The following is a 21572-nucleotide window of genomic DNA, read 5'->3' as shown; positions in this document are numbered from 1 at the left end:
GCCGCGTCGGCCCAGGCATTCACTGGAGGAAGTGACATGGCCATGCGCAAGATCATCGCAATCGGCGGCTCCGCAGGGTCGATCCAGGCGATCCGGAAAATCTGCAGCCTATTGCGGGCGGACCTGCATGCCTCCGTACTCATCGCCGTCCATGTCAGAGCCGGCAACCAGAATCTGCTTGCCAGTATTTTGGACAACGGCGGACCGCTCCCCGCAAGCACCGCGGTTGACGGCGAGCCGCTAAAGGACGCGCGTATCTACGTGGCTCCCGTAGACCATCATCTGGTGGTCGATGGGCGCTTTGTCCGACTAGGTCGCGGACCACGCGAGAATATGGCGAGGCCTGCGATCGATCCTTTGTTTCGGTCTGCAGGGATCAGCGCCGGACCGAGAGCGATCGGCGTCCTGCTCTCTGGCATGCTGAACGACGGGGCTTCCGGGTTGGCGGACCTCAAGCGTTGCGGCGGTATGACTGTAGTTCAAAGCCCGCTCGACGCCGCCGAAAGCGAGATGCCGCGAACGGCGCTGCTGGCGAGCGACATCGACTATCGTGCGCCTGCAATTGATCTGGCCGCCCTGCTGACCCGACTGGTGCAGGAGGAGCCAGGTCCGGCCCTAACTCCTCCTGCAAGCGTCGCGCTCGAAGTGGCGATCGCCATGGGGCGCAACTCCGACACGCCCACCATCGCCGAAATCACAGATCCAGTGCCATTGAATTGTCCCGGATGTGGGGGACGCTGTCGCAGATTAGGCGTTCACCGCTACGCTTCCGCTGTCAGGTGGGGCACGGCTACACCGCCGAGGCCTTGGTCCACGAGCAGGAGGGCTCCGTTGACGAGGCAGTGCGCATGGCGGTTCGGGTCATTGGCGAGCGGGCCACTCTCATGGAGAAGATGAGGCTCGACGCACTTCAGGCAGGTCGAACCGCCGCCGCCGAAACGTTCGAAGAACGCGCTCAAGAATACAGACGCTCCGCGGCCGTGCTGATGGAGGCGGCGCTCAAGGGCTAGTGGACGCTTAGCGTCGATGAACTCTCACGAATCCTTGACCCCGAGGAACAACGGGCTGCATCTGTTGTTCGGATGGCAGGAGGAACCACATCATGTCACAGGGCGATCTCACCGGCCGAAAAGTCCTCGTCGTCGAGGACAACTACCTGCAGGCGAAGACGATCGCGGAAGCCTTGGCCGACCACGGCGCGGAGGTCCTTGGACCGTTTCCCGAGCCTGAGGAATGTCTCCCATAAAGGTGCTGTGCAACGCGGTCGATGATTAATGATCGCGATTATCGTCAATGAACTACGCGATCATGGCGACTCTCTTCGAAATTGCTTAAAGCGACGTCGTCAAGGTGGGACCGGGACACCGCTTACATCGAATTGTCGGAGAAAGCACCTGCAAAGCGGCCGCTCATCAGGCCTGGTTGGTATGGAGCCACGAGAGCTGAAACAGAGTTGGGGTGAGAGCCTCAGGCCAGCGAACGGCGCGTCAATTCGACGGGCCTTCGCAGATCGGAACCGGGCGCGGCGGCGGCGCGGGATGATCCTGTTTGTACCGGACGATGATCGGCTCCAGCTTTTCCCTTGGCCAGAAGGTCGGAGAACCGATCTCCTTCAGACAGGAGGCATTCCAATACAGCCCGTCGCTCTCCGGAGATTGACCCGATACCACGGCGTTAGTGACAGCGCTGATGTCGCGTGACTCCGGGTAGATATAAAGGGTCGTCGGGTTGTCCTTGACCATCGACAAGACCTGCGGCGTCTCCTCCGGCGACCAACTGGTGCAGCCGTCACTGCGCCCGCCAGCGTAGTTCACGAGTTTTCCAAGCGGAATATAGCCGTCGTGATTGGCGTACGGACTCTCCGGCTTCTTCAGCATGCAGATTCCCGATACCAAGGCTGCCGCATGCCCGCCGATCGCGCGCTGCCTGGCGTTGGCCGTCTCTCCGATACCGTCAAACTGCACGAAGGATCTGGTCAGGAGAGACTCTTGCTTGGCAGAACTGCGGTAATAGCCCTTGAAGGAGGTCTTGATCTCGCTTGTCAGATAGGCGCCGCCGGCCGTCAGGTTGGAATCCAAAGCGTTGCCGAAGTTCTTCGCGCACTCTCGTCCGTTGGAGAAATTGACGACGCCCGGGAGGTTACGCCCGCCGCCGTGCCCAGCGGAGATCGAGCGGAAAGACCGCTCCGCGTCGCAGATCGTGTAGAAACGGCCGCCCGACACCCCGTCGGTGAGATCGTTCGGACGTGTGGCGTCCATCGCGAAGTAGCAGCCGTTCCTGACCTTCCCTTCCGCCACCTTCTCCAGGTAGAGCGCCCGCGCCCGTTCGAGCACCTTCGGAGCGATCTGGCCGGCTCCTTCGCCCACATGTTCCTTCAGCCAGCTTGGGAGGGCGGACGCACCTTCCGAAGCTAAGGCCAGCGAGGGCGCCGATACGCAAGCGACGGCGGAGAAGAGTCTGAAAAACGTGAGAAATCCGGGGTTGGAATTCATGCATATTCTCCTGGAGACAACGGTTGACTCAGCAGACCTTGCGGCGGCCGCACCACCGGTGGACTCCGCGGATATGAAGACTATAACGATCAGCCAATATGCTTGAGAACGCCCTAACAGCGGACCTCAAGTCTCGTCGCGACGATTTGCGAATAGTCCGTCCCCATCGGGTCATTGAAGAACATGGTCGTCAGCATCGCCTGGTTTTCCGCGAGGATCTCCTTCGAGTCCGGCCTAACGACCTTTCGCGAGCACCGGTTGAAACCATCTCCCGAGGTCTTCAGATCGGCGTCATCCGCGAAGTCGAGTGCCGTGTAGAGGGTCGGATCGTAGACGCCGAACACGATCAGCCCCTTCAGCGGTGTCTTCCCGGCCGGCTTTTGAGTGAAGGACAGGACGAGCGAGCCATTCTCATAGGCGCCATGGAGGACATCCGGCTTGGCAAGCGTCACGGCTTTGCCGTTGATCGTCACATTCGTATAATAATTGTATTGCCCGAGTGACTCCCGGACCGTCTTTGCAACGGCGGCCAGTTCCGCCGCATCGAGCGTGTTGTTCCCGTTCTTGTCGTAGTCGAGAAGCACCGAGGAGGAAAAGACTTCGTCGAACCGCCAGGTGTCGCGAAGTTCGGCCAGACTTCCGTCGGCCGCAGCGACAGCCTCGAACTTCGCGTCGACAAAGATGTGAGGATGCGCCGCGGCAACGGTCGGAGCACCGACAACGGATATTCCAGCAAGGGCCGAAAGAATGATTGAAGCGACGCGGCGTCGGGATGTCATGCAATGGGAATGTTGGGAAGATTGCGTCTGATTTAAGTCGATGATGCCACGAGACGTCGGAGCCATCCATCGTGCCCGCCAACGGGCAGCAAGCCAGCCCTGCGGGGTCAAAGCAGATCGAGCGACACCCACGGCAGGCGGCTCTGTTCGTAGACGCTCTGCGTGGGAACCAGCGATCGCGATTCGACGAAGCATCCCAGCGCGATCGCGACGAGATCCACGCGAAATTCCGGCATCCAGAAAACCGTCGACCCGCAAGCCGGACAAAACCGAAACTCAATCGATCTTCCGCTGTCGCCAGCCCGGACGTAACTGGTCGAGGCGCCAGACGTCTCCACCCGGTCCTTCTTATAGAAGACCGCCACCCCGAACGCGCTTCCGGTACGTCGCTGGCAGGCCTGGCAATGGCAGGCGGAAATTTTGGTCGGTTCACCGTGGATGGCCATTGAAAGCCGGCCGCATGAGCACGTGGCAACTCTTTTCATTCTGCTCCTAACTGCCCTGGATAGGTTGCTGCAGCGTACTGTTGGGTTGTCCCTCTGCCGAGCTTGAGTTTCGAAAATCACGTTGTTTCTCTTTCGACCGCCTGGCGGGCCCTGATCGCCGCCGCGATGAAGACGCGCGAAAGCTCAGTGCCCGGTGAACTGAAGCGACGCGTCGGGGGATCAAGTCCGCTTCGCTGGGCTGGACCTGGTCCGCGAAGAATTCAGACCACCCAAGCAGTTCCAGCGGTGAAGAAAGGTTGGGAGCTGGTCAAATCTTGTTCCGCATTCGGTAAGGCTGCCATAAAGGGTTCAATGATCTTCCGCGGCTTCTCGCCTAGCTGCGTGGATGATCCCGCTTTGGCAAGGAGGTCGCGTAAGCAGCAGCTTCGCCAGGATAGGGGAAATCGTCCCCGAGCTGACGGTCGCCATCGTAGACTTTGAAGATAGGCCCTTCAACTTCAACGATCTTATAGCCATTCACGTATTCGATCTTCGGTGTTTTCCAGCCCATTAAAAGCTCTCCAATGCCGGTCCGAGTTTCCCTACGCTGAAGATGATACTCGACAGCTCATATTCAGCAGTCTGTGATCTGTCACTTGCTTACGCAAAATACGATTAGCCAACGCCGGTTCGATTCCTATCAAGGCGCCGGAGCTAACACCCAATGCAGCAGGAGCAATACCGGCATGGCCCCCACGGCACAAAGCCCCAACCAACCGACATAGTTACATGAATTCGACCAAAACGTCTTTCGTCAGCAATTTGGCAAGTTCTTCCGCATCCCAATTAGTCAAACGAACACATCTATGCGAGCCTGTCTTGTCGATCCGGCTTGGTTCCGGCGTGCCGTGAATTCCGAAGGTTGGCTCGGACAGGTCGATCCACACCGTTCCAACCGGACCATTAGGCCCGGGAGGGAGTGTTAGAACGCTGTTGTTGTTTCCCTGTTGAAAATTGATCTTGGGATTGTAAGTATACTCAGGGTTTAGCGCAACGGTCTTGACCGTATGCGTCCCGGATGGTGACGGGTTTGTTTCGCTTCCGATCGTCGCAGGATAGGCAACGAGCAACGAGTCGTCAGCTGCATACGCTCTGACCTGGCCCTGCGTTTTATCAACTTCGAGCCTGACCGCCTTGCCCGTCTTGTTTACCCCAAGATCGGCAACGAATATCGTTTCGCCTTCGCCATATCGTGCATTCGGATTGAGCGCTTTCAGAAAATCCTCGCCCATGTGAAACCGTTCGGCCAGCCCTTCGGTCACAGTCGCATAGCCGAGATATTTCATCTGTGCCATCTGCGCGTAGTCTTTGGGGATCGCACCAACAACCACCGAAATATCTTCGCCGGTAATCACGTAACTGCCAATGACCTGCTTTGGGTCATCAATGGCGTCAATTACCTGCGACCCGATTTTGCCATCAACATTGAGACCATGCATGGATTCGAATGCTGCAAGCGCGCTCCGCAGATTTCCACCATCTAGCCCATCGATGACCCCTGGAGATGCTCCGGCACGGTCAAGCAGAACTTGAAGGCGTGCGACTGACGCGGATGGCGTGTTCGTGTCGAACGGTAGGGCAACTGCGGCCGGATCGACAGATATCAGCGTCGTGCTGGCCGTAAACGCCGGAAGGCGGCCAAGCCGAAGGGGTCCGACCCGGGTGACAATCTCGCGCCGGCTCCGGCGAGCCGACGCTCGATAAAACCCGATTCTAAGTTTTTCCGCGAGTGAGGACTACCACCAGCGTCCACGAAATTTCGCTATTCATTGTCTTTTCGAAGAAAATCTGCTGCGAGCGACGCTGGAACTAACGGCCAATGGTCAAGTTATCCATTGGTGCTCCATCGCGACACGGGCGCTCCATCAAGAACACTAGCTTGATGATGCCGCGAGCGATCACGCTCGGAGGAGAGTGCGATGGACGTTAATGAGAAAAAAGATGGCACTGCGGTCGCTATTTCTACCCGGCTAGGCGTCGTCCCGCCAGAGCGTGGGGGTCAGTCAACATTAACCGCCCACCAAGAAGAGATCGTAAACACCTATCGCGCCGGCCGAATGGACGAGGTGCAGTTTCAGAGGCATTTGACCGCCGACCCTGTTCTCGGAGAGTATGTTCGCCGCATCGCGCACCCGCGAGACGATCTGCGACCTGCGGATTGGGCACGTGACAAGCGTCGCGATAGATAGCGCAGGCAACAAAACCCATATTCGACCGGCGCACCGGCGAGATAGCTGAGCGGTCGGGCCTCATACTGGCTCGCCTGAACAGGAATGTAGTTTGGGGCTCGTACTGGAAGAGATTGAAGACGCACCAAAGCTGATCCATTGATCCTTCCCGGCCGACAAGACTAAACGGATAGGGGAGTAAACTCATGACCTCGCCCGAGACCACGACATTACTCGAAGATGCCGCCGATCGAATTGCAGATATCTCCCGGCCGGATCTCCAGATCATGCTTCGCCGGGCCGCGCTGCGGCTGCGCAATGCCGACGACGGTCTCGGCAGGGGCTGTCCGACGACGACCTTCTCCTTCACCATGACCCGCCTGGTCGGGGCCGGAGCCTGCTGAACATAGGTCACCACCTTTTGCGGCGGCGGATCAATGACTCTACCTGCCGCGCCGGCGACGAGCCACCGACGACTGCGCAAAGGCAACGTCGATGCCAACAACGGCAATTCCTACTGCGTTGATATTCATCTGTTTCCTCTTTTGATGCGGTCGGTTCCGCTGGGGGCCAAACCGTCAAACAGAGGAACTGGGCTACTGCATGGGGAAACGGCTCAACATCCGGTCTTGGACGTTCTCCTGGCCGACGATCATCGCCGCAAGCGAGATGGCTCTCTCGCGGTCTGCAGTGTTTGTTATGTAGCCTTCGAGCAGGACGACAGGGCCGAGCATCCTGATCTGGATGGCACGGTTGTCGATGTTCGAATCGGCGGAAAGGGCTGCTTCGATCGTCGCGATAGTCGACGCCGAACTATGGCCTTGTGAACCGTACTGTTCATGGCCGTAGCAGTCAGAGCTGAACTTCATATCTTCCTCCCGTTCCGCCCCCCTCGCGGACCCTACACGTGACCTCAAGCTAATATATGAGTAGTGACTTCTAAGGTTGTTAGCCCGACTTAAGTCCGACTTTCCCTAAGCATCATCTGCCTTAAGTATCATTCTCGCCGATTAGCTGAGTGAAATTAAGAACGTTCAGTAAACAACGAAAGGCGCGGGAGCGCCTTGGCCCTGGTCGCTGGAAACCGATTGTCGCCGGACGTCGCTCGCCCCGGTGTGCTAGAGCGTAAGAAAGCGACCCTCGAGAAACCGGACTGAATGGACCTTTATATCATCACCCTAACAATCCTTGGCGTTGTCGTGCTCTGACGGCCTGGTTGCCGATGGTGATGAAACGTATGCCCCTGTCTCTTCCAATCGCCTGTCTGGCCATTGGCGCGGTGCTTGCATGGTCGCCGTTCCCACTTCTGCCGCGTTTCAATCCTCTGGAGAATCGCGCATTCACCGAGCGGATGACCGAGATCGTCGTCATCGTCGCGCTGATGGGTGCAGGGCTTAAACTCGACCGTCCGATCGGATGGAAGCCGTGGATGACGACATGGCGACTTCTCGGGATAGCCATGCCGCTGACCATCGTCGCACTCGCATTCCTCGGGTCATGGATACTGGGTCTCGGAGGGGCTTCTGCTCTTTTGCTCGGCGCCTGCCTTGCCCCGACCGATCCGGTCCTCGCCAGCGATGTGCAGGTCGGGCCACCGCAGACAGGAGAGGAGGACGAGGTCCGTTTTGCGCTAACCTCCGAAGCAGGGCTTAACGACGGCTTGAGCTTCCCGTTCGTCCACCTTGCCATCGCCCTGGCGCTTGCCGCGAAGGAGGGCGTCTCCCTGTTGCAACATTGGGCATTTCTTGACGTGTTCTGGAGACTGGCCGCAGGCGCCTTTATGGGATGGGCGCTGGGGAAGGCTTTCGGTTTTTTGTCGTTCAGGATGATGGGAAGCAGCCTCGCAAAAACGCAGGACGGCTTCGTCGCTCTTGGAATGACCTTCACCACGTATGGGTTGACTCAACTAATCGGTGGCTACGGCTTCGTCGCCGTGTTCCTTGCGGCGATCGCGTTCAGAGCGAGTGAACGAGACCACGATTTTCACGAGCAGCTTCATGATTTCGCGGAGCAAATAGAACGTTTGCTGATGATGGTACTCCTTGTCTGCCTCGGGTCAATCGCGGCTAGCGGGCAGCTTCTGGCAGGTATCGATTGGCGGGTCTCAGCCTTCGTCGTTTTGGCGATCGCGTTCGTCCGTCCAATCATCGGCTGGCTGAGTTTACTCGGAGCCGGACATTCGCCCGGCGAAACTGTGATTATCGCCGTCTTCGGCATCAGAGGGCTTGGGTCGATCTATTATCTCGCATACGCCACGGGTCAAGCCGAGTTCGAGAACGTCCAGACCGTCTGGGCGACAGTGCTCCTGATCATCCTTGTTTCGATCGTGGTGCACGGTATCGCGGTTACTCCCACGATGAGATGGATCGATGGTCGAAGGTCCCGAGCCGCTCGGCGGCCACCGGCGCGTTCAGTTCACTAAAATGATGATCGAAACCTTTTCCGATCGGAGGCTCAGGGACTGTCACAGTTCAGAAACCTCGACCACGACACTCATCGACACAAAGGTTTTGGCCGCGCCGATGAAGCCGCCGGAAATCCGCACTGCTTGCGTGATATCACGAACCGCTGCAGTTGACGGCGGTTTCCCAGCCACTTCACCACAGGCCTCACTGCATGTCAGCGCGATGTCGAGCTGACTGTGGCACGAACTCAAGCGGATCGATCTTCCTGTCGTCTGCATCGATGCCTGGCATGCTAAAGCCGCATTGTCGGTGCGGATGAACAAGAGCGATGAAAGTGATGCTCTCGGTCTCCCCGTGTCCCGCGCTGGAGCGATTCCCCTCAAGCTGATCGCTTGGGGTATCAGGTGATGTCTCGCCTGCTGACTTCCCCTTTGCACGGCTTCGAATGAGCAATCGTTGTGGAGGGGCGTTAACGCTGGGAACGAATAGCGGTTCTATGACTTTCATTTCAGCAAAACGAAGGAGATGATTATGGGAAGCACTGCAGACAAGATTAAGGGAACCACGAACGAAGTCGCCGGCAAGGCGCGGCAGGCCGCGGGCAAAGCCGTTGATAATCACGAGGAACAGGCAAAGGGTGCCGTTCAGGAAGCCAAGGGCAAGGCCCAGGTTGCCAAGGGCGACGTCAAGGATGCCGTGAAAAAGGTCGTCGATAAGGCATAGCCACATTCGAGCACTCAAGTTCACTTTAAGCCCGCGCTGGTCGCGGGCTTTTTTTAACGAAAGAAACGACCATGAAAAGTGTAGCACTCGCCGTTGCGGCCGTCCTTGTCGGTCTCCTTACAGAAAACGCATCTGCCCAGGCAGCTGAGGATCCGGCAGTCAACGCCTGCAAGAACACAGGCCTTCTCGCCCTTCGGGAGCGTTCACCGGAGATCACGGATCTTGTCATGGACATGGAAAGCCTCGCCATCAGCAAGTCTGATACGAAAGTCGAGGATGTTGCCGTGAAGACCGTCATTCTTGGAGAGGCCTACATCGCCCGGAAGGAAAAGACCGGAAAGCCGGACAGGTTCGTATGCTTGCTCGGCGACAAGGGCAAGGTTCTGCTGACGTTCTTCACCGCCCAGTAGCGCGTCAGCGTGCCCACTAAATATGGCGGGAAGCTAACGATCGGGAAGGGCGCACCTCCGCGTTTGCGGCATATGGTGCGGGCGATGTGGCGATGTGCTTGGCCGGGAGAACCAATTCGCGTCGAAAAGCCACAATCGCCGTCTCTAGTACTTCTTCGCGGAAAACGCGACGTTCTCGTCGTTCGCGAAATTCCTCGTGAAGCGGCTCGAGCCAACTTCATGGGAAATCCAATGATACTTCCGCAAGGTACAGTCGTCGCCGTGACCGACGGTGAGAAACTAGACCTCTATCGCAACACCGGGACTGGCTCCGAACTCAGTCTAACCGCACTGCCTGACATTTCCATAGACGACGAAGCCAAAGGCTCGGGTGGTCGCCACGGAAGCACCTCGGCGAACCCGGATGAAAGCCAGATGTCGGAAGACGGATTTTCCGCTGGTGTCGCTCAATACCTCAACAAGCAGGTGTTGGAGGGCGGTATTGTCAATCTCGTGGTCATTTCGGCGCCGCGTTCACTGGGCGAACTGCGAAAGCATTATCACAAGTTCCTTTCCGCCAAACTGCTTCTGGAAATCTCCAAGGATCTGACGGGCCACTCTGCCCAGGATGTCGAGAAAGCCGTGCAGTCCGCTTGAAACTATCTGTCGTCGGCACATTCGCGACACGATGCCGGAACTCAGAAAGAATTGGGGGCGTCGATACAACCTCCCGGCGATAATTTGATTCCGGTTCCGATAAAGTAAGCATTTAGTAAGGGATCGTGTTTAACGCTCGCCTGCATAGCGAGCCGCCGGCCCGATGGTTCTCGCTCGGATCGACAGCAGGCAACTTCATCTGAAGGCCACCTTGTTGAGCTGTTTTCCTCCCATAGAAATGAACCGATGATCCTCGCGTTGCAGAATTTCATCCATGAGATGATCGCCACCGGCGAACCGCTGGCGGCCACTATCGATCGGCTTTACCTCGAGGTCGAGGCTCCCGTTCCCATGGTGATGGAAGACAGTCTCGTTAAGGTCGTGCTCCGTGCGAATGGCTAGACGACTAAATCCTCGTGGGGCTGCTGCGAAGCTCACGCGGACACCTCGACCTCCACGTCCATCAATATGAATGCATCGGACGCACCGACGAAGCTGCCGGCGACGGGCACGGATTGCGCGATATCGCGGGTGACGGCGACAGGGATGAGATTGGCCCCGCCCATGCTGCGGTTGGTCGGATCGAACGTGATCCATCCGCCGCCGGGAACGAATACCTCGACCCAGGCATGGGTCGAGCCCTGATCCTGCGAACCGAGCAATATTTGATCAGGATTGGACAGGTATCCCGACACGATACGCGCTCCAAAACCTAGGGCTCGAACGGCTTCGGCAAACAGCACTGCAAAGTCGCGGCACGATCCCCGACCACGATCCAACGTCTGGGTTGGCGTCTGTGTGCCTTCCGCCTCGCGGCTTTGATAGGAGATCGATGAAGACACCCCAGCGCTTATGTCCTTCAGAAGCGAGAGCGTGTCTGTCGAATTGCTTGCGACAAATCCTTGTGCCCACCGCTGAAGTTGCTGGGACGGGTCGGCATACTGCCGAGCCGTCAGCGCGCCGAGATCGGTCCATTCCTCGTCCGAATAGCGGAATGGAAAGGTGAGCGCGGAGCCTGCAATAGCAAAGACCGGCCATGCTGCGGCGGTGAGGTCGACCAAGGCGACGCTGTCGACGGTCAGGACATCGGTCATGTCGCTGAAAACCGCGGTGGCAACGGCGTTGCCGAATACATCGATCGCCCAACTGACCTGGGCCTGTGGTGTTATCGAGACCTCATGCGACAGCAGCCGGAGATCGGGGCTCTCGCGCGGCCTCAACATCAGCCGGTGAGGCCTGAGATTGACCGCATAGCGGTAGCGATAGATCGTGCGATGGTGGATACGGATTTTCGACATGAGTGCTCTCGAATCAGGGCATCGGCATTAGCCGAGCCACCACATCTATCACACAGGTTCGCGAGCTCTCCGACCACCTGCGCGTTGTCACTCCCGTCCTAAAGTGCCGGGAACCTGTGGAACTGTCATTCTATATCCGTGGACTTTGCTCTCTCAGCGCTCTGCTGTTCGGCGAAAAGCGACCATGCCGCGATAAACAAGGCTGCAATCAGGGGGCCAATGACGAAGCCATTGATGCCGAACAGGGAGATGCCGCCGACCGTTGAGATCAACACCACATAGTCGGGGAGCCGCGTCCCCTGGACCACCAGTGGCGGACGCAGCAGATTGTCGATTAGCCCTATGACAAATACGCCACCGACGCGATCTCGCTCATCACGCACGCCCCGAGCCCCGGGGGCACCGTCTTCCGGCGAAGGTCTCATTCGCGAAATCGCTTTCGAGAACTGCGGATCGGCGGCCTTCAAATCGCTGCTGACTATCGTCGACGCCGGCAGTTACCGCGCCACGAGCGCCCCCTCCAAGCAAATCGTGGCGAAGAAGAAGACGCGGTGGCTTGATGAAAACAGCGTCTCAGTGACGACCAAGTTCCTTTCTTCTAGCGACGCTGGCAGGAAAGCCAAGATCTAGGGAACAACAATGGTCCCGCGTGGTTCCATTGGACCGGCAGCCGCAGCCGCCGATGGGGCATTCCAAAGGACACGTCGAGAGCCGCGAACCGAACAGTACGCGGGCGCCACGCCGCGCAGCCGGTCTGAGAACGCTCCTATCGCAGGTTGAGGACCTTGACGTATGAAGTTCAGTTTCGGCAGATCGCTAGTAAAGGCCTTCAGAGTCCAAAAGAAAATCGGCAAGCTGATCGGGAAAGCTGTCGAAGCGACCCGAACCAAACCGAAACGCACAACCTCCACATCCCGTCCGGCGAAACCGATTTTGGTCGAGACAACCGCGTTTGGAAGCAATCCGGGCCGCCTGGTGATGAAATCCTTCGTTCCGACGACGCGGCTGCCGAAGAACCCCGCGCTTGTCGTCCTGCTTCATGGCTGCGGTCAGACCCCCGAAAGCCTGGATGTCGCGACCGGGTTCTCCAAGCTCGCGAAAGAGCGCGGTTTCGTTCTGCTTTATGCGCAGCAGAAGAGAGCAAACAATTCGCAAAATTGCTTCAACTGGTTTCGACCAAGCGCCGTCGCTCGAGACCGCGGAGAGGTGCGTTCAATCAAGCAGATGGTCGAGCACATATGCGAGCGACATCGCATCGACCGTTCGAGGATCTTCGTCGCGGGGCTGTCCGCCGGCGGGGCGATGGCGGGCGCGCTTGTCGCGAACTATCCCGCATTGTTTGCAGGCGCCGCGATCATAGCCGGGATGCCATTCGGATCTGCCCGCGATACGATGTCGGCCCTGCGCGCGATGAAGTCAGGTGCGACGCCGCCGCCGGGCGGATGGGGTAGGCCCATCGCTGAGATTTCGCCAGAGGCTAAGGCATGGCCTGCGATAACCATCTGGCATGGCATGGAAGACCGGGTGGTCAAGCCCGTCAATGCGCTCGCGTGTGTTGCTCAGTGGCTCGAAGTCCAAGGCATTGCAGAAAACAGCGGCCGTTTGGAGGAGAAACCATGGGGCAGGCTGCAGTCGTGGAAAATCACAAGCGAGCTGAAAGTGGCCCTTTATTCGGTCAGCAACATGGGCCACGGGCTTCCGATCAAGAAGCGCAAGAGCGTCACGGCGCTACGATCTGGAGACCCCTACGTGATCCCGGCAGAAATCTCGGCTCCAGCAGAGATGATGCGATTGTGGGGTTTGTCGAGGCTTCGAACATAATCAGCTCGCAGCAAGTTCGGCCGTAGCTGGCAAATTCCGGTCAGCGATGGGTTCTACGCCTGCACCATTCCGTGCGGGCAACGCCCAATCGTCGGGGTCCTTTTGTGTGTTGGACGATGTCTTGGTTTTCGGATTGTCACTCATAGCGGCCGCCTGAATGCGTTCTCAAAACGTTCCAGGTGGTGCCCCGGTTCCAGCCGCATGTCGACGTCGCATTGGGCTCGATCGTAGCCCCTTCAGTCGGGCGTAAAGGCCACACGCCACTAGCTAGTGGCTGACGTGTTTCAGCCTTTCGAGATGCTCGGAGCAAACCATCCGGACCAATTCAAGCAGCACGGTTGTCCTCTCGCCAAACCAGGCGAGAGCCTCCTCGCTGATCTCGTAATGTTTTGAATAGCGCGCCTTCACATATGCCTCGTTCAATGTGTTGAACCACGCGCGTTCCCGGTGCTGATCACGTGGAAAGGCCTCGGCCAGCCGGCGGTCCTGCTCCTCGGCGAGCGAGCGCAGAAACTTGATGTTGTGCGATGGTGGACCGTAATTGGTGAGAGTAAGGAGAATGCAGGAATAGGCTTGCTCCAGCGACTGATGAAAAAGAAACCCCGCTCGTTTCCCGTAGCCCCTAGTACGTGCATGTTCGGCCAGATCGAGAAATTCCGTCGAAGCCTCGATCCGCTCTTCAAAATGCTCCTTCGCCACGCGAAGCCGGTCCTCGGTCGAAAGGGGCTCGGGCTCAGCCAACGGCTCATCGTCCAGTTCGTAGAGAACGATGCCTTCCTTGCGAATGTCAGAGAAGAAATACTGCCCCTCCTTGAGGTAGGTATTCACCTCGCGTCTGGAATGGACGATGAAGCTCACTGGCGTTTCGATCGCGGCTTCGTGGATCAGCCGGTCGGCTGCCTTGTGCCAGTATTCGGCGAACTCGCAGAGCTTGCGATTGTTGACGATGATCAGCAGATCGAAATCGGAGCGATACCCCTTCATGGTGAACGGTTCATCGACCCAGCCACCCTTGGCGTAGGAGCCGAACAGGACGATCTTCAGTATCCTGCCACGCTTCTTGAAATCGGCCGTGCCTTCCTTCAGCGCGTCCTCGAATTCCTCGTGGAGGATTTCGAGAACCCGTCCGAGTTCTCGCTGCTTGCGGAGCGGCATATGTTCAAGCGACGATTTCATAAGCAATCGATAGGCGAAAGATCTCGTACCGTCTACTCGCAGTTTTGAGAGGGAAACTGTAGGACGTAGTCACATCTGAGATCACCTTCTTTCGAGAATCGTGTTGATCGAAGATGACCGTGAATGCCGGTTCCTAGGCAGGCCTCGCACTCAGTAGGAACGGGAAGGAAGACCCGCCACCCGACGCATTTGCTAGAGGTAACGCTGAAAAGAGAAATGGTCTGGCGCCTCTAAACGGGATTTGCTCAGAGCGTGATCGTCTCAACATCGATAACCAGTACTTATCGATGGTTATTACCTTTGCAAGAAGTCCGCATGCATGACGGAAGTTAGAGGCGATATCGCTTCTGGTTAATGGTGTGTTCACCATGAATTCAGTGTATTAAGATTCGGGCATTGCCATCCAGATCTGCCGGCCGAGGGTAAGCGGGGCTGATTTGGTGGCGATGCCGAGACAATCAGCATGTATGACGCAGAAGCAGGGTGCTCGAAGGGCCGAGAGTGTTCAGGCGCGTGCTGCAACCATCGAGGCGAGGGGTGCAACAGCATGATCTTCGTCATTGATCCCCAGCCGATCGCCGAGATAGTGCCAGAACGAAAGGCCGAGCTTTTGGCAGGTCTTCATCAGGCCGAGCATGCTGTCACGCGCCTGCCGACCGTTGCGACTGACCGTGCCGCCGGAAATCTTTCGCTTGATGACAAGTCCGCGCAGATCTCTTTCCGACGCATTGGTATGGAGCGGGGTTTCAGGCCGCTCCAGAACCCGCAGCAGTTCGGCCTTGCGGCGACCCAGTCGAAACAGCAGTTTGTCGAGGTCGCCATAACCGGTGCGCAGCGAAAAGATCCGATCGAACCGAGCCTGAAGGCCCCGGGCTGCACGGGGATCAGGTCTTCGCTGATAGGCTTTCAGGGTCTTGTAAAAGTGCCAGACAAGCTCGCGCAGGGTTTCGACGTGTTTCACTTGGCCGGGCGTCGCCGGCATCAACTTGTGCAGCAACCGCTCGGCGTGGACCCAGCACAGCGCATGGGTGCCGACGCGGAATTGTCCGGCATCGTCGGATACGATCACCGCATTGCCGACCAGACCGTGATGGCGGATGGCGCCCCAGATGCCGGCCTCGGCAAACGGGCGGATTATGTCCTTGTCGAAGATGTCGATACCATTGGCGGCCAGATACTCGAGAAACGGAACCTGATTGGCAAACCGCCGCGGTTCACATGTCTTCAACCGCGCCAGAAGGGCGGGGTCCACCTGACGGGTTTCCAGAAAGGTGAAGGCGGCATCGTTGAGAACATAGTCCTGATAGTTGCCGCGCAGCAGGGCCAGAAAGTTCAGCCGCGACTTCGACGGCGTCGTGCGGAAGGCGGTGAACTGTTCGCCTCCGATCTGTGTCGTATGGAAATTGCGATTGGCATGGCGGGCACCTGTATCGTCGACCGTGACAAAGGGAGCCGAGACCAGGCCGGCATGCAGCACGGCGGCATCCTCTGCATGAAAGCCATCCAGCCGCTCTGTCAAAAACCGGATGACCTGGCGTTTGGTCGCGATCATCGCTAGCGATGACGCTGTAATTTCGACACCGACATCGTTCAGCAAGGTCGTCAATCGCTGCGTTGTGACCTGCCCATGGCTATGAAGCATCAGGCAGAAGCGACGCAGACTGGCGCCGTAGCCGCCCTTTATCCCTGCTGGCAGCGGCGCAATGATCGTGCGTCCTTCCGGTGTCACCCAGCATTCGCGGCGATACCGCACCACGTCGGTCCGCACAACCAGATCCCGGACCACGCAATCCTTGTAGCCTTTAAACCGCGATCCAGGTGGGGCTCTGGCAGGCAGCACCTCTTGGCGCGTGGCGCTCCCCGTGTCGCCCTTCGGCCCGCGACGCCGCGCAGGCTTTCGGCTGCCGGCAACCGCCTTGTCGCTCGTTGCCTGCTCCATGCCCGATGGCCTGAACGGTGGGCGTGGCGGCAGGTTTTTAAGCCGCGCAATCTCGTCGCGCAGAAGCTGGTTGTCGACCTTCAGCCGGGTGTTCTCGATCCTCAGCTGATCGTTTTCTTCTCGAAGCTTTCGGTTGTCAGCCTCAAGCGCCTCAATCCGGATTTCTGCCCGATCGGCCCGCGCCACAAGTCCCGTCACCAATTCCCGCAGCGCCTTCAGCGACAGCGTATCGGCATGCTCGACCATGGGGAGGCGGCGCTTCGTCATAAAGGAAGTGAATCATGATTCACAAAAAATCGGAATCTGGAGGGTTCTGTGAGGTCCGGCCGCTTTGGATGCAGCATTCGCTGACCGGACCTCATTGAAGCCGGATTGAACGAAGGTGCGGGTTGTTTGGCACTATGGGGATTTAGCCGTAGCGCTGGATGGCGTTTGACAGGGGTGCGCCCAGGCGGGGTTGGGAGAGTGTCTGGGAAGAAGGTTCTCGTCGCCAATTGAGATGTCTCTGGCGGCGTTTCTGGTTGGTCTGCGCCGAACGAAGCTTGGGTGTTGCTGCGATTTGTGTCGCGCGGGCATGCTTGGCCAAAGCAATCCGCTCGCGGCCCTTCGATCTGCCGACGGTGATCGTTGGAGTGATGCCGTGCCTGGTCATGAGCTATCGTTCCATGCTGGCCGACAAGCTGGTTGACGCGGCCTCCAGATGCCGAGGATGTTCATCCTTCCGCCGCAACAGGGACAGCGGTGTGCAAACGGTGGGGCCTCGACCGTATCCAGGTCTTCGACCGGCTCTTCCGGTTGCGGGACATTGAGGAGATTGCGGCATGCCTCCAGCTTCTGCTGCCGATGTCCGTTGGCAAGCAAGCCAAAGTGACGGATGCGATGGAAGCCGTCCGGAACCGTATGCAGCAGGAAGCGACGAATGAACTCGTGGGCATCGAGCGTCATCAGCTTCTGCCTGCCACTCGTTCGATAATCCCTCCAGCGGAAAGTGACTTGATCACCCTCCATGCTGACGAGGCGGGAATTGGAGATGGCGATACGATGGGTATAGCGGCCGAGATAGGCCAACACCTGTCGGGGGCCGGCAAAGGGTGGTTTGGCATAGACGACCCAATTGACGCGCCGCACTTCTTTGACCATGCGAGTGAATGCGGCTGGATCGGCTAGGCTCGCGATGCCGCCGAAGAACTGAAGCTGGCCTTCGTCATGAGCCTGCTTCAGATGCTCGAGGAACAGTCGCCGGAACAGGCGCGACAGCACTCGCACCGGCAGGAAGAAGTTCTTCCGACAAGCCACCCAGCGGGTTTGATCGAACGACAATCCGCCACCCGGCACGATGCAGTGGATGTGTGGGTGATAATGGAGGTTCTGCCCCCAGGAATGCAGCACGGCGATGAAGCCGAGTTCAGCACCCAGATGTCTGGGGTCAGCGGCAAGTCTGCGGAGTGTCTCGGCGACGGCGCGAAACAGGATAGCATAGACCGTCTGCTTGTTCTGGAAGGCTATCGCGGCGATCGCTTCCGGCACGGTGAAGACGACGTGGAAATAGCCGACGGGTAAGAGGTCAGCCTGCCGGGCGGCAAGCCAATCGCGGCTGGCCTGTCCCTGACACTTCGGGCAATGCCGGTTGCGGCAGGAATTGTAAGCGATGCGGAGCGCCTCACAATCCTGGCATTGCTGGACATGGCCGCCCAGCCGGGCGGTCCGACACATCTCGACAGCGCTCATCACCCGGCGCTCCACCCGCCCGAGATGCGTGTCATGCGATTGGCGATAGTCTTCCCCGTGGCGGCGAAAGATGTCCGCCACCTCCAATCCCGCCACCATGGCGGGATAGCCTCAGCCTGGCGGCACCACCTCCAGCGTCAGCCGGTCGAGCGGACTGGTCGTGGCACGGATGAGCGTGTTGGACACTTTCGTATAGTGTGCCGTGGTCGACAGATTGTTGTGGCCGAGCAGAACCTGGATGATGCGAATGTCGGTGCCGCTCTCCAGAAGATGGGTGGCAAAGCTGTGCCGCAGCGTATGCACCGATATCCGCTTGTCGATACCGGCGGCAATCCGCGCCGAGCGGCAGGCGGAATGCAGAACCTGGACATCGATGGGCTTGCTCTCATCGCGTCCCGGAAACAACCGGACCTGCGGCCGCGCCAGCTTCCAATAGACCCGCAGGATATGCAGCAACTGCGCCGACAGCATCACATTGCGATCCTTGCCGCCTTTGCCATGCTCGATGCGGATGACGCCGCGTTCGCCGTCGATATTGCTGACCTTGAGACTGACCGTCTCGGTGGCGCGCAATCCTGCCGCATACGCCGTCGTCAGTGCGGTTCGGGTCTTCAGGCTCGGGACCGCTTCCAGAAACCGCACGATCTCATCGCCGTTCAATATCGTCGGCAGCTTGGATGGTGTTCGGGCATAGGCGATGCGCTCCGGTATCTCTGCATGCCCAAGCGTGACGCCGAAGAAGAACCGAAGCGCACAAACCGTCTGGTTCAACGCCGGCCATGAGAGGCCCGATGACACCAGATGCACCTGAAAGGCGCGAACATCCTCCAGCCCTAGCCGGTCAGGCGAACGCCCAAAATAGCGCGAGAACTTCGTCACTGCATGCAGATATGATCGCTGCGTCGCAGGCGACAGATTGCGGATCGTCATGTCCTCGATCATCCGACGCCGCAGCGGGCTCATCTCACTCATGGTACTCTCCTGCTTAAAGGTTGGGCCAAACAGCTCAATCCTTCAAAACAGGGGCACTCCATGCAAATCAGATGCCCCAATTGCCGCGCTAGCGGCTTCGTTCAATCCCCCGTGCCACCAGATCTGCTCCAGTTACTGCTACGGGGCTGATTTGGTGGCCATGCCAGGGTGCTCAAAGGGCCGAGAGCGTTCAGGCGCGTGCTGCAATCATCGAGGCGAGGGGTGCAACAGCATGATCTTCGTCATTGATCCCCAGCCGATCGCCGAGAAAGTGCAAGAACGACAGGCCGAGCTTTTGGCAGGTCTTCATCAGGCCGAGCATGACATCGCGCGCATCACGGCCATCCTGGCTCATTGTGCCACCAGAGATCTTCCGCTTCGTGACAAACGTCCGTAAGGCGTTTTCGGAGGCATTGGTGTTGAGCGGGATGCCGGGATACTCGAGGCGGATAACATCGAGTTCGACGAAACCGGGATGTGCTGCAGCGCGGGGCAACGCGAGGATCTGCTGTTCCCGCTCCGGGTGCTCCCAGGCCCAGGATCCGCGTTCTCCTAGCAATCTCTTCTTTCGCACTCCATGCGTTCGCGCGGAAATATTCGACGACCGCTGAGTGCTTAGCGTCCAATACGCTTTGTTCGTCCAGAAGATAGATCGCTCGATCCACACCCCGCGAGAAGCCTGCGTCCTGAGACGCATCGATCAACGCCCCGACGTGATTGAGTGCGTCGTCGTCGGTGAGCTTCGCGATCGAACGCTCGCGCAGCTTTTCGAGGTCAATTCGTTCTCCATTGCTGTTCCGAGAAGTCTGATCTGTACTGGTCCACTTTCGTCTCCAACGGTCCGTCAGTCCCCGGCGGTCAGTCTGATACCAACAAGCGTGCATAAATGGCGCGAGAAGTGCCTTGAAGCTTTGTCCAGATTTCAGCTTTCGGTTTCCTCCACCGTCTCTGCCAGTTGACTTGCCACCAGGTCAAATGCTGCATGGGGCAAATCGAGGCCGTACACATCGTCGAAATGTGCGAGTGTTTTACTCAGATACTTCGACGCCAAGTAAAGCCAACTGGGATCAATCGGTGCCGGCGCAATCGCAGCGGCGCGATGCCACCGATGGGCAGGATTCTGGCAGTGGACGGTATTGAACATGCTCACGTGCGCCCAGTTAGAATGCACAGCGCTGCTGAACGGCTGATAGACGTAATTGTAAAAATCGAGAAAGCCCGCCTCGTCAGCCATCTTTCGCGTGTTGAGGCCCGACCAACTGCCCAGGTTGACCTCGACAAGAGCCTCAATGCGCTGTGCTGAGAGCCACCCGCCCCACAACTCGATCATGCTGCGGAGCTGATCGGCTTCGTTGGCGTCAGTCGCGGCCTCAATAGCTCGCTTCTGGTGGGCGATCTGTAACTTGATGGCTCCTTGCCCATCCTCGACGTACATACGGGCGCGTGGACGAGGGTCCTTTAGAATCCAGGCGAGATTGATGAAGACGTCAGCAATCGCGCGTAAGAAAATAGGCGCCAAGTGCGGCGTCCAGGTGCCAGGGGACGATGCTATTTCCATCGTCAGAGTCGCCTGCCTACAAAGAAGAGCGGTGACCACCTCGAAGACCTCGATCTCGTTTAAATCGAGCGGCCAGGCGGCCAGTCTGGCTCGGAGATCGGCTCGTACGGCATTGCGGTAGTCGAAGATGAAAAGCTTAAGGGCATCCGCGCTATCAGTCGTTTCGTCTTGGAGTGTGTCCGAAATCAAACAAGGTCCGAAGCCGGCAATATGCTCCCAAAATGATTCGACCCAAGGTGCATCTGTCTCGAATTGGGCCTCGTCAACGTTGACGCCCATGAAGAGTGTCGGCGCAGCTGCTCGAAATGCCCCCGCGGCTCGGCGCGATTCTTCTGTTTCTGGGTAATCCTCGATAACTTTGAACTTCGCGATAAGGTCCTCGATGAGGTGAGCAGCAACGTGAATTTTTTCCTGGTCGAGCCCGAGACCATAACCGATCGCCGTCGAGTGTACCGCCGCTCGACTGTTGCGATCATAAAATTCGCGGAGCAATTCAGGAAAACGCGCATTCTGTTCGGGGCTTGCGTCTACCTTACCCAAGAACGCCAAAGGGTGATCAGGTATCACAGCAGCGAGCGGCGCCATAGAATGCCGGATAGCTGCCAGACTGGCCTGTTTGAGTGAAGATATCGTCGCCTGCTTCTGAGAATCTGAAAGTTCCGCGAATGTGCTGAACTTCACGAACGGGGGACAGTCGAACTTGTTTCTCGCCGAAAATGCGGCCTTGCCCAGAGCCTGAGCGTGGTCCCGGGCCGACTTGTAGCCACAATTGTCAATCAGCAATCCAATCCAAAGCGCCTCTGGCACAAGCTGACGGGTCCATGAATATTGGGAAAATTTGCCACCTAGTTTATGCAAAAACGGCGGAATGAGCTTACGCCTGACTGCGACATGATCATCCAGCACTGGCTTACGTGTGTCGTTGGTCAACGCTGTTCACTCCACCCTCAGATTCGCAACAAATGCAACTTATACACGGCAT

General features: G+C 58.2%; 21 protein-coding genes and 7 pseudogenes. 10 read left to right on the top strand and 18 right to left on the bottom strand.

Annotated features, from left to right (window positions below):
* The first annotated feature begins 36 nt into the window (after nt 1-36).
* Both FFM53_RS29465 and FFM53_RS29460 read left to right on the top strand, forming a co-directional pair.
* Complete coding sequence (locus FFM53_RS29465; RefSeq protein WP_246413272.1) at nt 37-897, top strand: chemotaxis protein CheB; 861 nt, start codon at nt 37-39, stop codon at nt 895-897.
* 205 nt (nt 898-1102) lie between these two features.
* Nucleotides 1103-1246, top strand: a complete 144-nt coding sequence (locus tag FFM53_RS29460) for a response regulator (RefSeq protein WP_138390491.1) — start codon at nt 1103-1105, stop codon at nt 1244-1246.
* Between the two features lie 241 nt (nt 1247-1487).
* On the opposite strand, the gene FFM53_RS29455 is transcribed toward FFM53_RS29460, so the two are convergent.
* The 7 genes and pseudogenes from FFM53_RS29455 to FFM53_RS36620 all read right to left on the bottom strand — a co-directional run.
* The gene (locus tag FFM53_RS29455) at nt 1488-2492 is read right to left on the bottom strand and encodes a hypothetical protein (protein WP_138390492.1); all 1005 of its coding nucleotides are present in this window, start codon (nt 2490-2492) and stop codon (nt 1488-1490) included.
* A gap of 113 nt (nt 2493-2605) precedes the next feature.
* The gene (locus FFM53_RS29450; protein WP_138390493.1) at nt 2606-3271 is read right to left on the bottom strand and encodes a DUF1007 family protein; all 666 of its coding nucleotides are present in this window, start codon (nt 3269-3271) and stop codon (nt 2606-2608) included.
* Between the two features lie 107 nt (nt 3272-3378).
* Nucleotides 3379-3756: a GFA family protein gene (locus tag FFM53_RS29445; RefSeq protein WP_138390494.1), complete on the bottom strand. Its 378-nt coding sequence runs from the start codon at nt 3754-3756 to the stop codon at nt 3379-3381.
* 148 nt (nt 3757-3904) lie between these two features.
* Nucleotides 3905-4058 (bottom strand): annotated as a pseudogene (locus tag FFM53_RS36955) (ribosome small subunit-dependent GTPase A); the annotation flags it as partial.
* 32 nt (nt 4059-4090) lie between these two features.
* Nucleotides 4091-4267 (bottom strand): hypothetical protein, encoded by a 177-nt coding sequence (locus tag FFM53_RS29440; RefSeq protein WP_020047024.1) that lies wholly within the window; start codon nt 4265-4267, stop codon nt 4091-4093.
* A gap of 214 nt (nt 4268-4481) precedes the next feature.
* Complete coding sequence (locus FFM53_RS29435; protein WP_246413270.1) at nt 4482-5195, bottom strand: L,D-transpeptidase; 714 nt, start codon at nt 5193-5195, stop codon at nt 4482-4484.
* A 6-nt stretch (nt 5196-5201) separates the two neighbouring features.
* Nucleotides 5202-5249: pseudogene (locus FFM53_RS36620) on the bottom strand (hypothetical protein); the annotation flags it as partial.
* A gap of 881 nt (nt 5250-6130) precedes the next feature.
* Between FFM53_RS36620 and FFM53_RS29430 the strand changes: the two are divergent.
* A pseudogene (locus FFM53_RS29430) lies at nt 6131-6247 on the top strand (CopG family transcriptional regulator); the annotation flags it as partial.
* Nucleotides 6248-6258: 11 nt separating this feature from the next.
* Here FFM53_RS29430 and FFM53_RS37100 read toward each other — a convergent pair.
* A pseudogene (locus FFM53_RS37100) lies at nt 6259-6387 on the bottom strand (DUF1236 domain-containing protein); the annotation flags it as partial.
* Nucleotides 6388-6520: 133 nt separating this feature from the next.
* Complete coding sequence (locus FFM53_RS29420) at nt 6521-6793, bottom strand: BON domain-containing protein (protein WP_138390496.1); 273 nt, start codon at nt 6791-6793, stop codon at nt 6521-6523.
* Nucleotides 6794-7152: 359 nt separating this feature from the next.
* On the opposite strand from FFM53_RS29420, the gene FFM53_RS29415 reads away from it, so the two are divergent.
* Nucleotides 7153-8346: a cation:proton antiporter gene (locus FFM53_RS29415; RefSeq protein WP_343075052.1), complete on the top strand. Its 1194-nt coding sequence runs from the start codon at nt 7153-7155 to the stop codon at nt 8344-8346.
* A 42-nt stretch (nt 8347-8388) separates the two neighbouring features.
* Here FFM53_RS29415 and FFM53_RS29410 read toward each other — a convergent pair whose 3' ends face one another.
* Nucleotides 8389-8607 carry a hypothetical protein gene (locus FFM53_RS29410; protein WP_173883681.1) on the bottom strand — a complete coding sequence of 73 codons (219 nt, stop codon included), beginning with the start codon at nt 8605-8607 and terminating at the stop codon, nt 8389-8391.
* Here FFM53_RS29410 and FFM53_RS37095 point away from each other — a divergent pair.
* From FFM53_RS37095 to FFM53_RS29390, 5 genes and pseudogenes are all read left to right on the top strand, one after another.
* Nucleotides 8564-8680, top strand: a pseudogene (locus FFM53_RS37095) (IS110 family RNA-guided transposase); the annotation flags it as partial. The gene FFM53_RS29410 and the pseudogene FFM53_RS37095 sit on opposite strands and share 44 nt — an antisense overlap.
* Before the next feature lie 180 nt (nt 8681-8860).
* Nucleotides 8861-9052 carry a CsbD family protein gene (locus tag FFM53_RS29405; protein WP_138390497.1) on the top strand — a complete coding sequence of 64 codons (192 nt, stop codon included), beginning with the start codon at nt 8861-8863 and terminating at the stop codon, nt 9050-9052.
* A gap of 71 nt (nt 9053-9123) precedes the next feature.
* On the top strand, nt 9124-9462 hold the full coding sequence (locus FFM53_RS29400) for a hypothetical protein (RefSeq protein ID WP_138390498.1): 339 nt from the start codon (nt 9124-9126) through the stop codon (nt 9460-9462).
* Between the two features lie 231 nt (nt 9463-9693).
* Nucleotides 9694-10098, top strand: coding sequence for a host attachment family protein (locus FFM53_RS29395; protein ID WP_138390499.1), 405 nt, complete (start codon nt 9694-9696; stop codon nt 10096-10098).
* A 246-nt stretch (nt 10099-10344) separates the two neighbouring features.
* Complete coding sequence (locus FFM53_RS29390; RefSeq protein WP_173883680.1) at nt 10345-10500, top strand: hypothetical protein; 156 nt, start codon at nt 10345-10347, stop codon at nt 10498-10500.
* A 32-nt stretch (nt 10501-10532) separates the two neighbouring features.
* Here FFM53_RS29390 and FFM53_RS29385 read toward each other — a convergent pair whose 3' ends face one another.
* Both FFM53_RS29385 and FFM53_RS29380 read right to left on the bottom strand, forming a co-directional pair.
* Complete coding sequence (locus FFM53_RS29385) at nt 10533-11396, bottom strand: transglutaminase family protein (protein WP_138390500.1); 864 nt, start codon at nt 11394-11396, stop codon at nt 10533-10535.
* Between the two features lie 125 nt (nt 11397-11521).
* Nucleotides 11522-11758 (bottom strand): annotated as a pseudogene (locus FFM53_RS29380) (AI-2E family transporter); the annotation flags it as partial.
* A gap of 430 nt (nt 11759-12188) precedes the next feature.
* Between FFM53_RS29380 and FFM53_RS29375 the strand changes: the two are divergent.
* Nucleotides 12189-13217, top strand: a complete 1029-nt coding sequence (locus tag FFM53_RS29375) for an extracellular catalytic domain type 1 short-chain-length polyhydroxyalkanoate depolymerase (RefSeq protein ID WP_138390501.1) — start codon at nt 12189-12191, stop codon at nt 13215-13217.
* A gap of 267 nt (nt 13218-13484) precedes the next feature.
* On the opposite strand, the gene FFM53_RS29370 is transcribed toward FFM53_RS29375, so the two are convergent.
* From FFM53_RS29370 to FFM53_RS29345, 6 genes and pseudogenes are all read right to left on the bottom strand, one after another.
* Nucleotides 13485-14393 carry a nucleotidyltransferase and HEPN domain-containing protein gene (locus FFM53_RS29370; RefSeq protein ID WP_138390502.1) on the bottom strand — a complete coding sequence of 303 codons (909 nt, stop codon included), beginning with the start codon at nt 14391-14393 and terminating at the stop codon, nt 13485-13487.
* Between the two features lie 505 nt (nt 14394-14898).
* Nucleotides 14899-16599, bottom strand: coding sequence for an IS66 family transposase (locus tag FFM53_RS29365; RefSeq protein WP_138390503.1), 1701 nt, complete (start codon nt 16597-16599; stop codon nt 14899-14901).
* Nucleotides 16600-16980: 381 nt separating this feature from the next.
* A complete protein-coding gene (locus FFM53_RS29360; RefSeq protein ID WP_138390504.1) occupies nt 16981-18159 on the bottom strand; it encodes an IS91 family transposase in 1179 nt (392 codons plus the stop codon).
* A gap of 12 nt (nt 18160-18171) precedes the next feature.
* Complete coding sequence (locus FFM53_RS29355) at nt 18172-19032, bottom strand: tyrosine-type recombinase/integrase (protein WP_138390505.1); 861 nt, start codon at nt 19030-19032, stop codon at nt 18172-18174.
* Nucleotides 19033-19222: 190 nt separating this feature from the next.
* Nucleotides 19223-19477 (bottom strand): annotated as a pseudogene (locus tag FFM53_RS37090) (IS66 family transposase); the annotation flags it as partial.
* Nucleotides 19478-19954: 477 nt separating this feature from the next.
* On the bottom strand, nt 19955-21520 hold the full coding sequence (locus tag FFM53_RS29345) for a DUF5677 domain-containing protein (protein ID WP_138390506.1): 1566 nt from the start codon (nt 21518-21520) through the stop codon (nt 19955-19957).
* Nucleotides 21521-21572: the final 52 nt, after the last annotated feature.

Origin of the sequence: Rhizobium indicum, assembly GCF_005862305.2 — a bacterium.
GTDB lineage: Bacteria > Pseudomonadota > Alphaproteobacteria > Rhizobiales > Rhizobiaceae > Rhizobium > Rhizobium indicum.
The sequence above is the reverse complement of the archived record's forward strand: the minus strand, read 5'-3'. Positions and strand labels throughout refer to the sequence as shown.

Coding starts and splice junctions, on each gene's coding strand:
- FFM53_RS29445 (WP_138390494.1), bottom strand. CDS start 3,756: ATGAAAAGAGTTGCCACGTGCTCATGCGGCCGGCTTTCAATGGCCATC.
- FFM53_RS29405 (WP_138390497.1), top strand. CDS start 8,861: ATGGGAAGCACTGCAGACAAGATTAAGGGAACCACGAACGAAGTCGCC.
- FFM53_RS29415 (WP_343075052.1), top strand. CDS start 7,153: ATGAAACGTATGCCCCTGTCTCTTCCAATCGCCTGTCTGGCCATTGGC.
- FFM53_RS29385 (WP_138390500.1), bottom strand. CDS start 11,396: ATGTCGAAAATCCGTATCCACCATCGCACGATCTATCGCTACCGCTAT.
- FFM53_RS29410 (WP_173883681.1), bottom strand. CDS start 8,607: ATGCAGACGACAGGAAGATCGATCCGCTTGAGTTCGTGCCACAGTCAG.
- FFM53_RS29390 (WP_173883680.1), top strand. CDS start 10,345: ATGATCCTCGCGTTGCAGAATTTCATCCATGAGATGATCGCCACCGGC.
- FFM53_RS29395 (WP_138390499.1), top strand. CDS start 9,694: ATGATACTTCCGCAAGGTACAGTCGTCGCCGTGACCGACGGTGAGAAA.
- FFM53_RS29360 (WP_138390504.1), bottom strand. CDS start 18,159: ATGGTGGCGGGATTGGAGGTGGCGGACATCTTTCGCCGCCACGGGGAA.
- FFM53_RS29455 (WP_138390492.1), bottom strand. CDS start 2,492: ATGAATTCCAACCCCGGATTTCTCACGTTTTTCAGACTCTTCTCCGCC.
- FFM53_RS29370 (WP_138390502.1), bottom strand. CDS start 14,393: ATGAAATCGTCGCTTGAACATATGCCGCTCCGCAAGCAGCGAGAACTC.
- FFM53_RS29375 (WP_138390501.1), top strand. CDS start 12,189: ATGAAGTTCAGTTTCGGCAGATCGCTAGTAAAGGCCTTCAGAGTCCAA.
- FFM53_RS29440 (WP_020047024.1), bottom strand. CDS start 4,267: ATGGGCTGGAAAACACCGAAGATCGAATACGTGAATGGCTATAAGATC.
- FFM53_RS29420 (WP_138390496.1), bottom strand. CDS start 6,793: ATGAAGTTCAGCTCTGACTGCTACGGCCATGAACAGTACGGTTCACAA.
- FFM53_RS29450 (WP_138390493.1), bottom strand. CDS start 3,271: ATGACATCCCGACGCCGCGTCGCTTCAATCATTCTTTCGGCCCTTGCT.
- FFM53_RS29435 (WP_246413270.1), bottom strand. CDS start 5,195: ATGCATGGTCTCAATGTTGATGGCAAAATCGGGTCGCAGGTAATTGAC.
- FFM53_RS29355 (WP_138390505.1), bottom strand. CDS start 19,032: ATGAGTGAGATGAGCCCGCTGCGGCGTCGGATGATCGAGGACATGACG.
- FFM53_RS29465 (WP_246413272.1), top strand. CDS start 37: ATGGCCATGCGCAAGATCATCGCAATCGGCGGCTCCGCAGGGTCGATC.
- FFM53_RS29460 (WP_138390491.1), top strand. CDS start 1,103: ATGTCACAGGGCGATCTCACCGGCCGAAAAGTCCTCGTCGTCGAGGAC.
- FFM53_RS29365 (WP_138390503.1), bottom strand. CDS start 16,599: ATGACGAAGCGCCGCCTCCCCATGGTCGAGCATGCCGATACGCTGTCG.
- FFM53_RS29400 (WP_138390498.1), top strand. CDS start 9,124: ATGAAAAGTGTAGCACTCGCCGTTGCGGCCGTCCTTGTCGGTCTCCTT.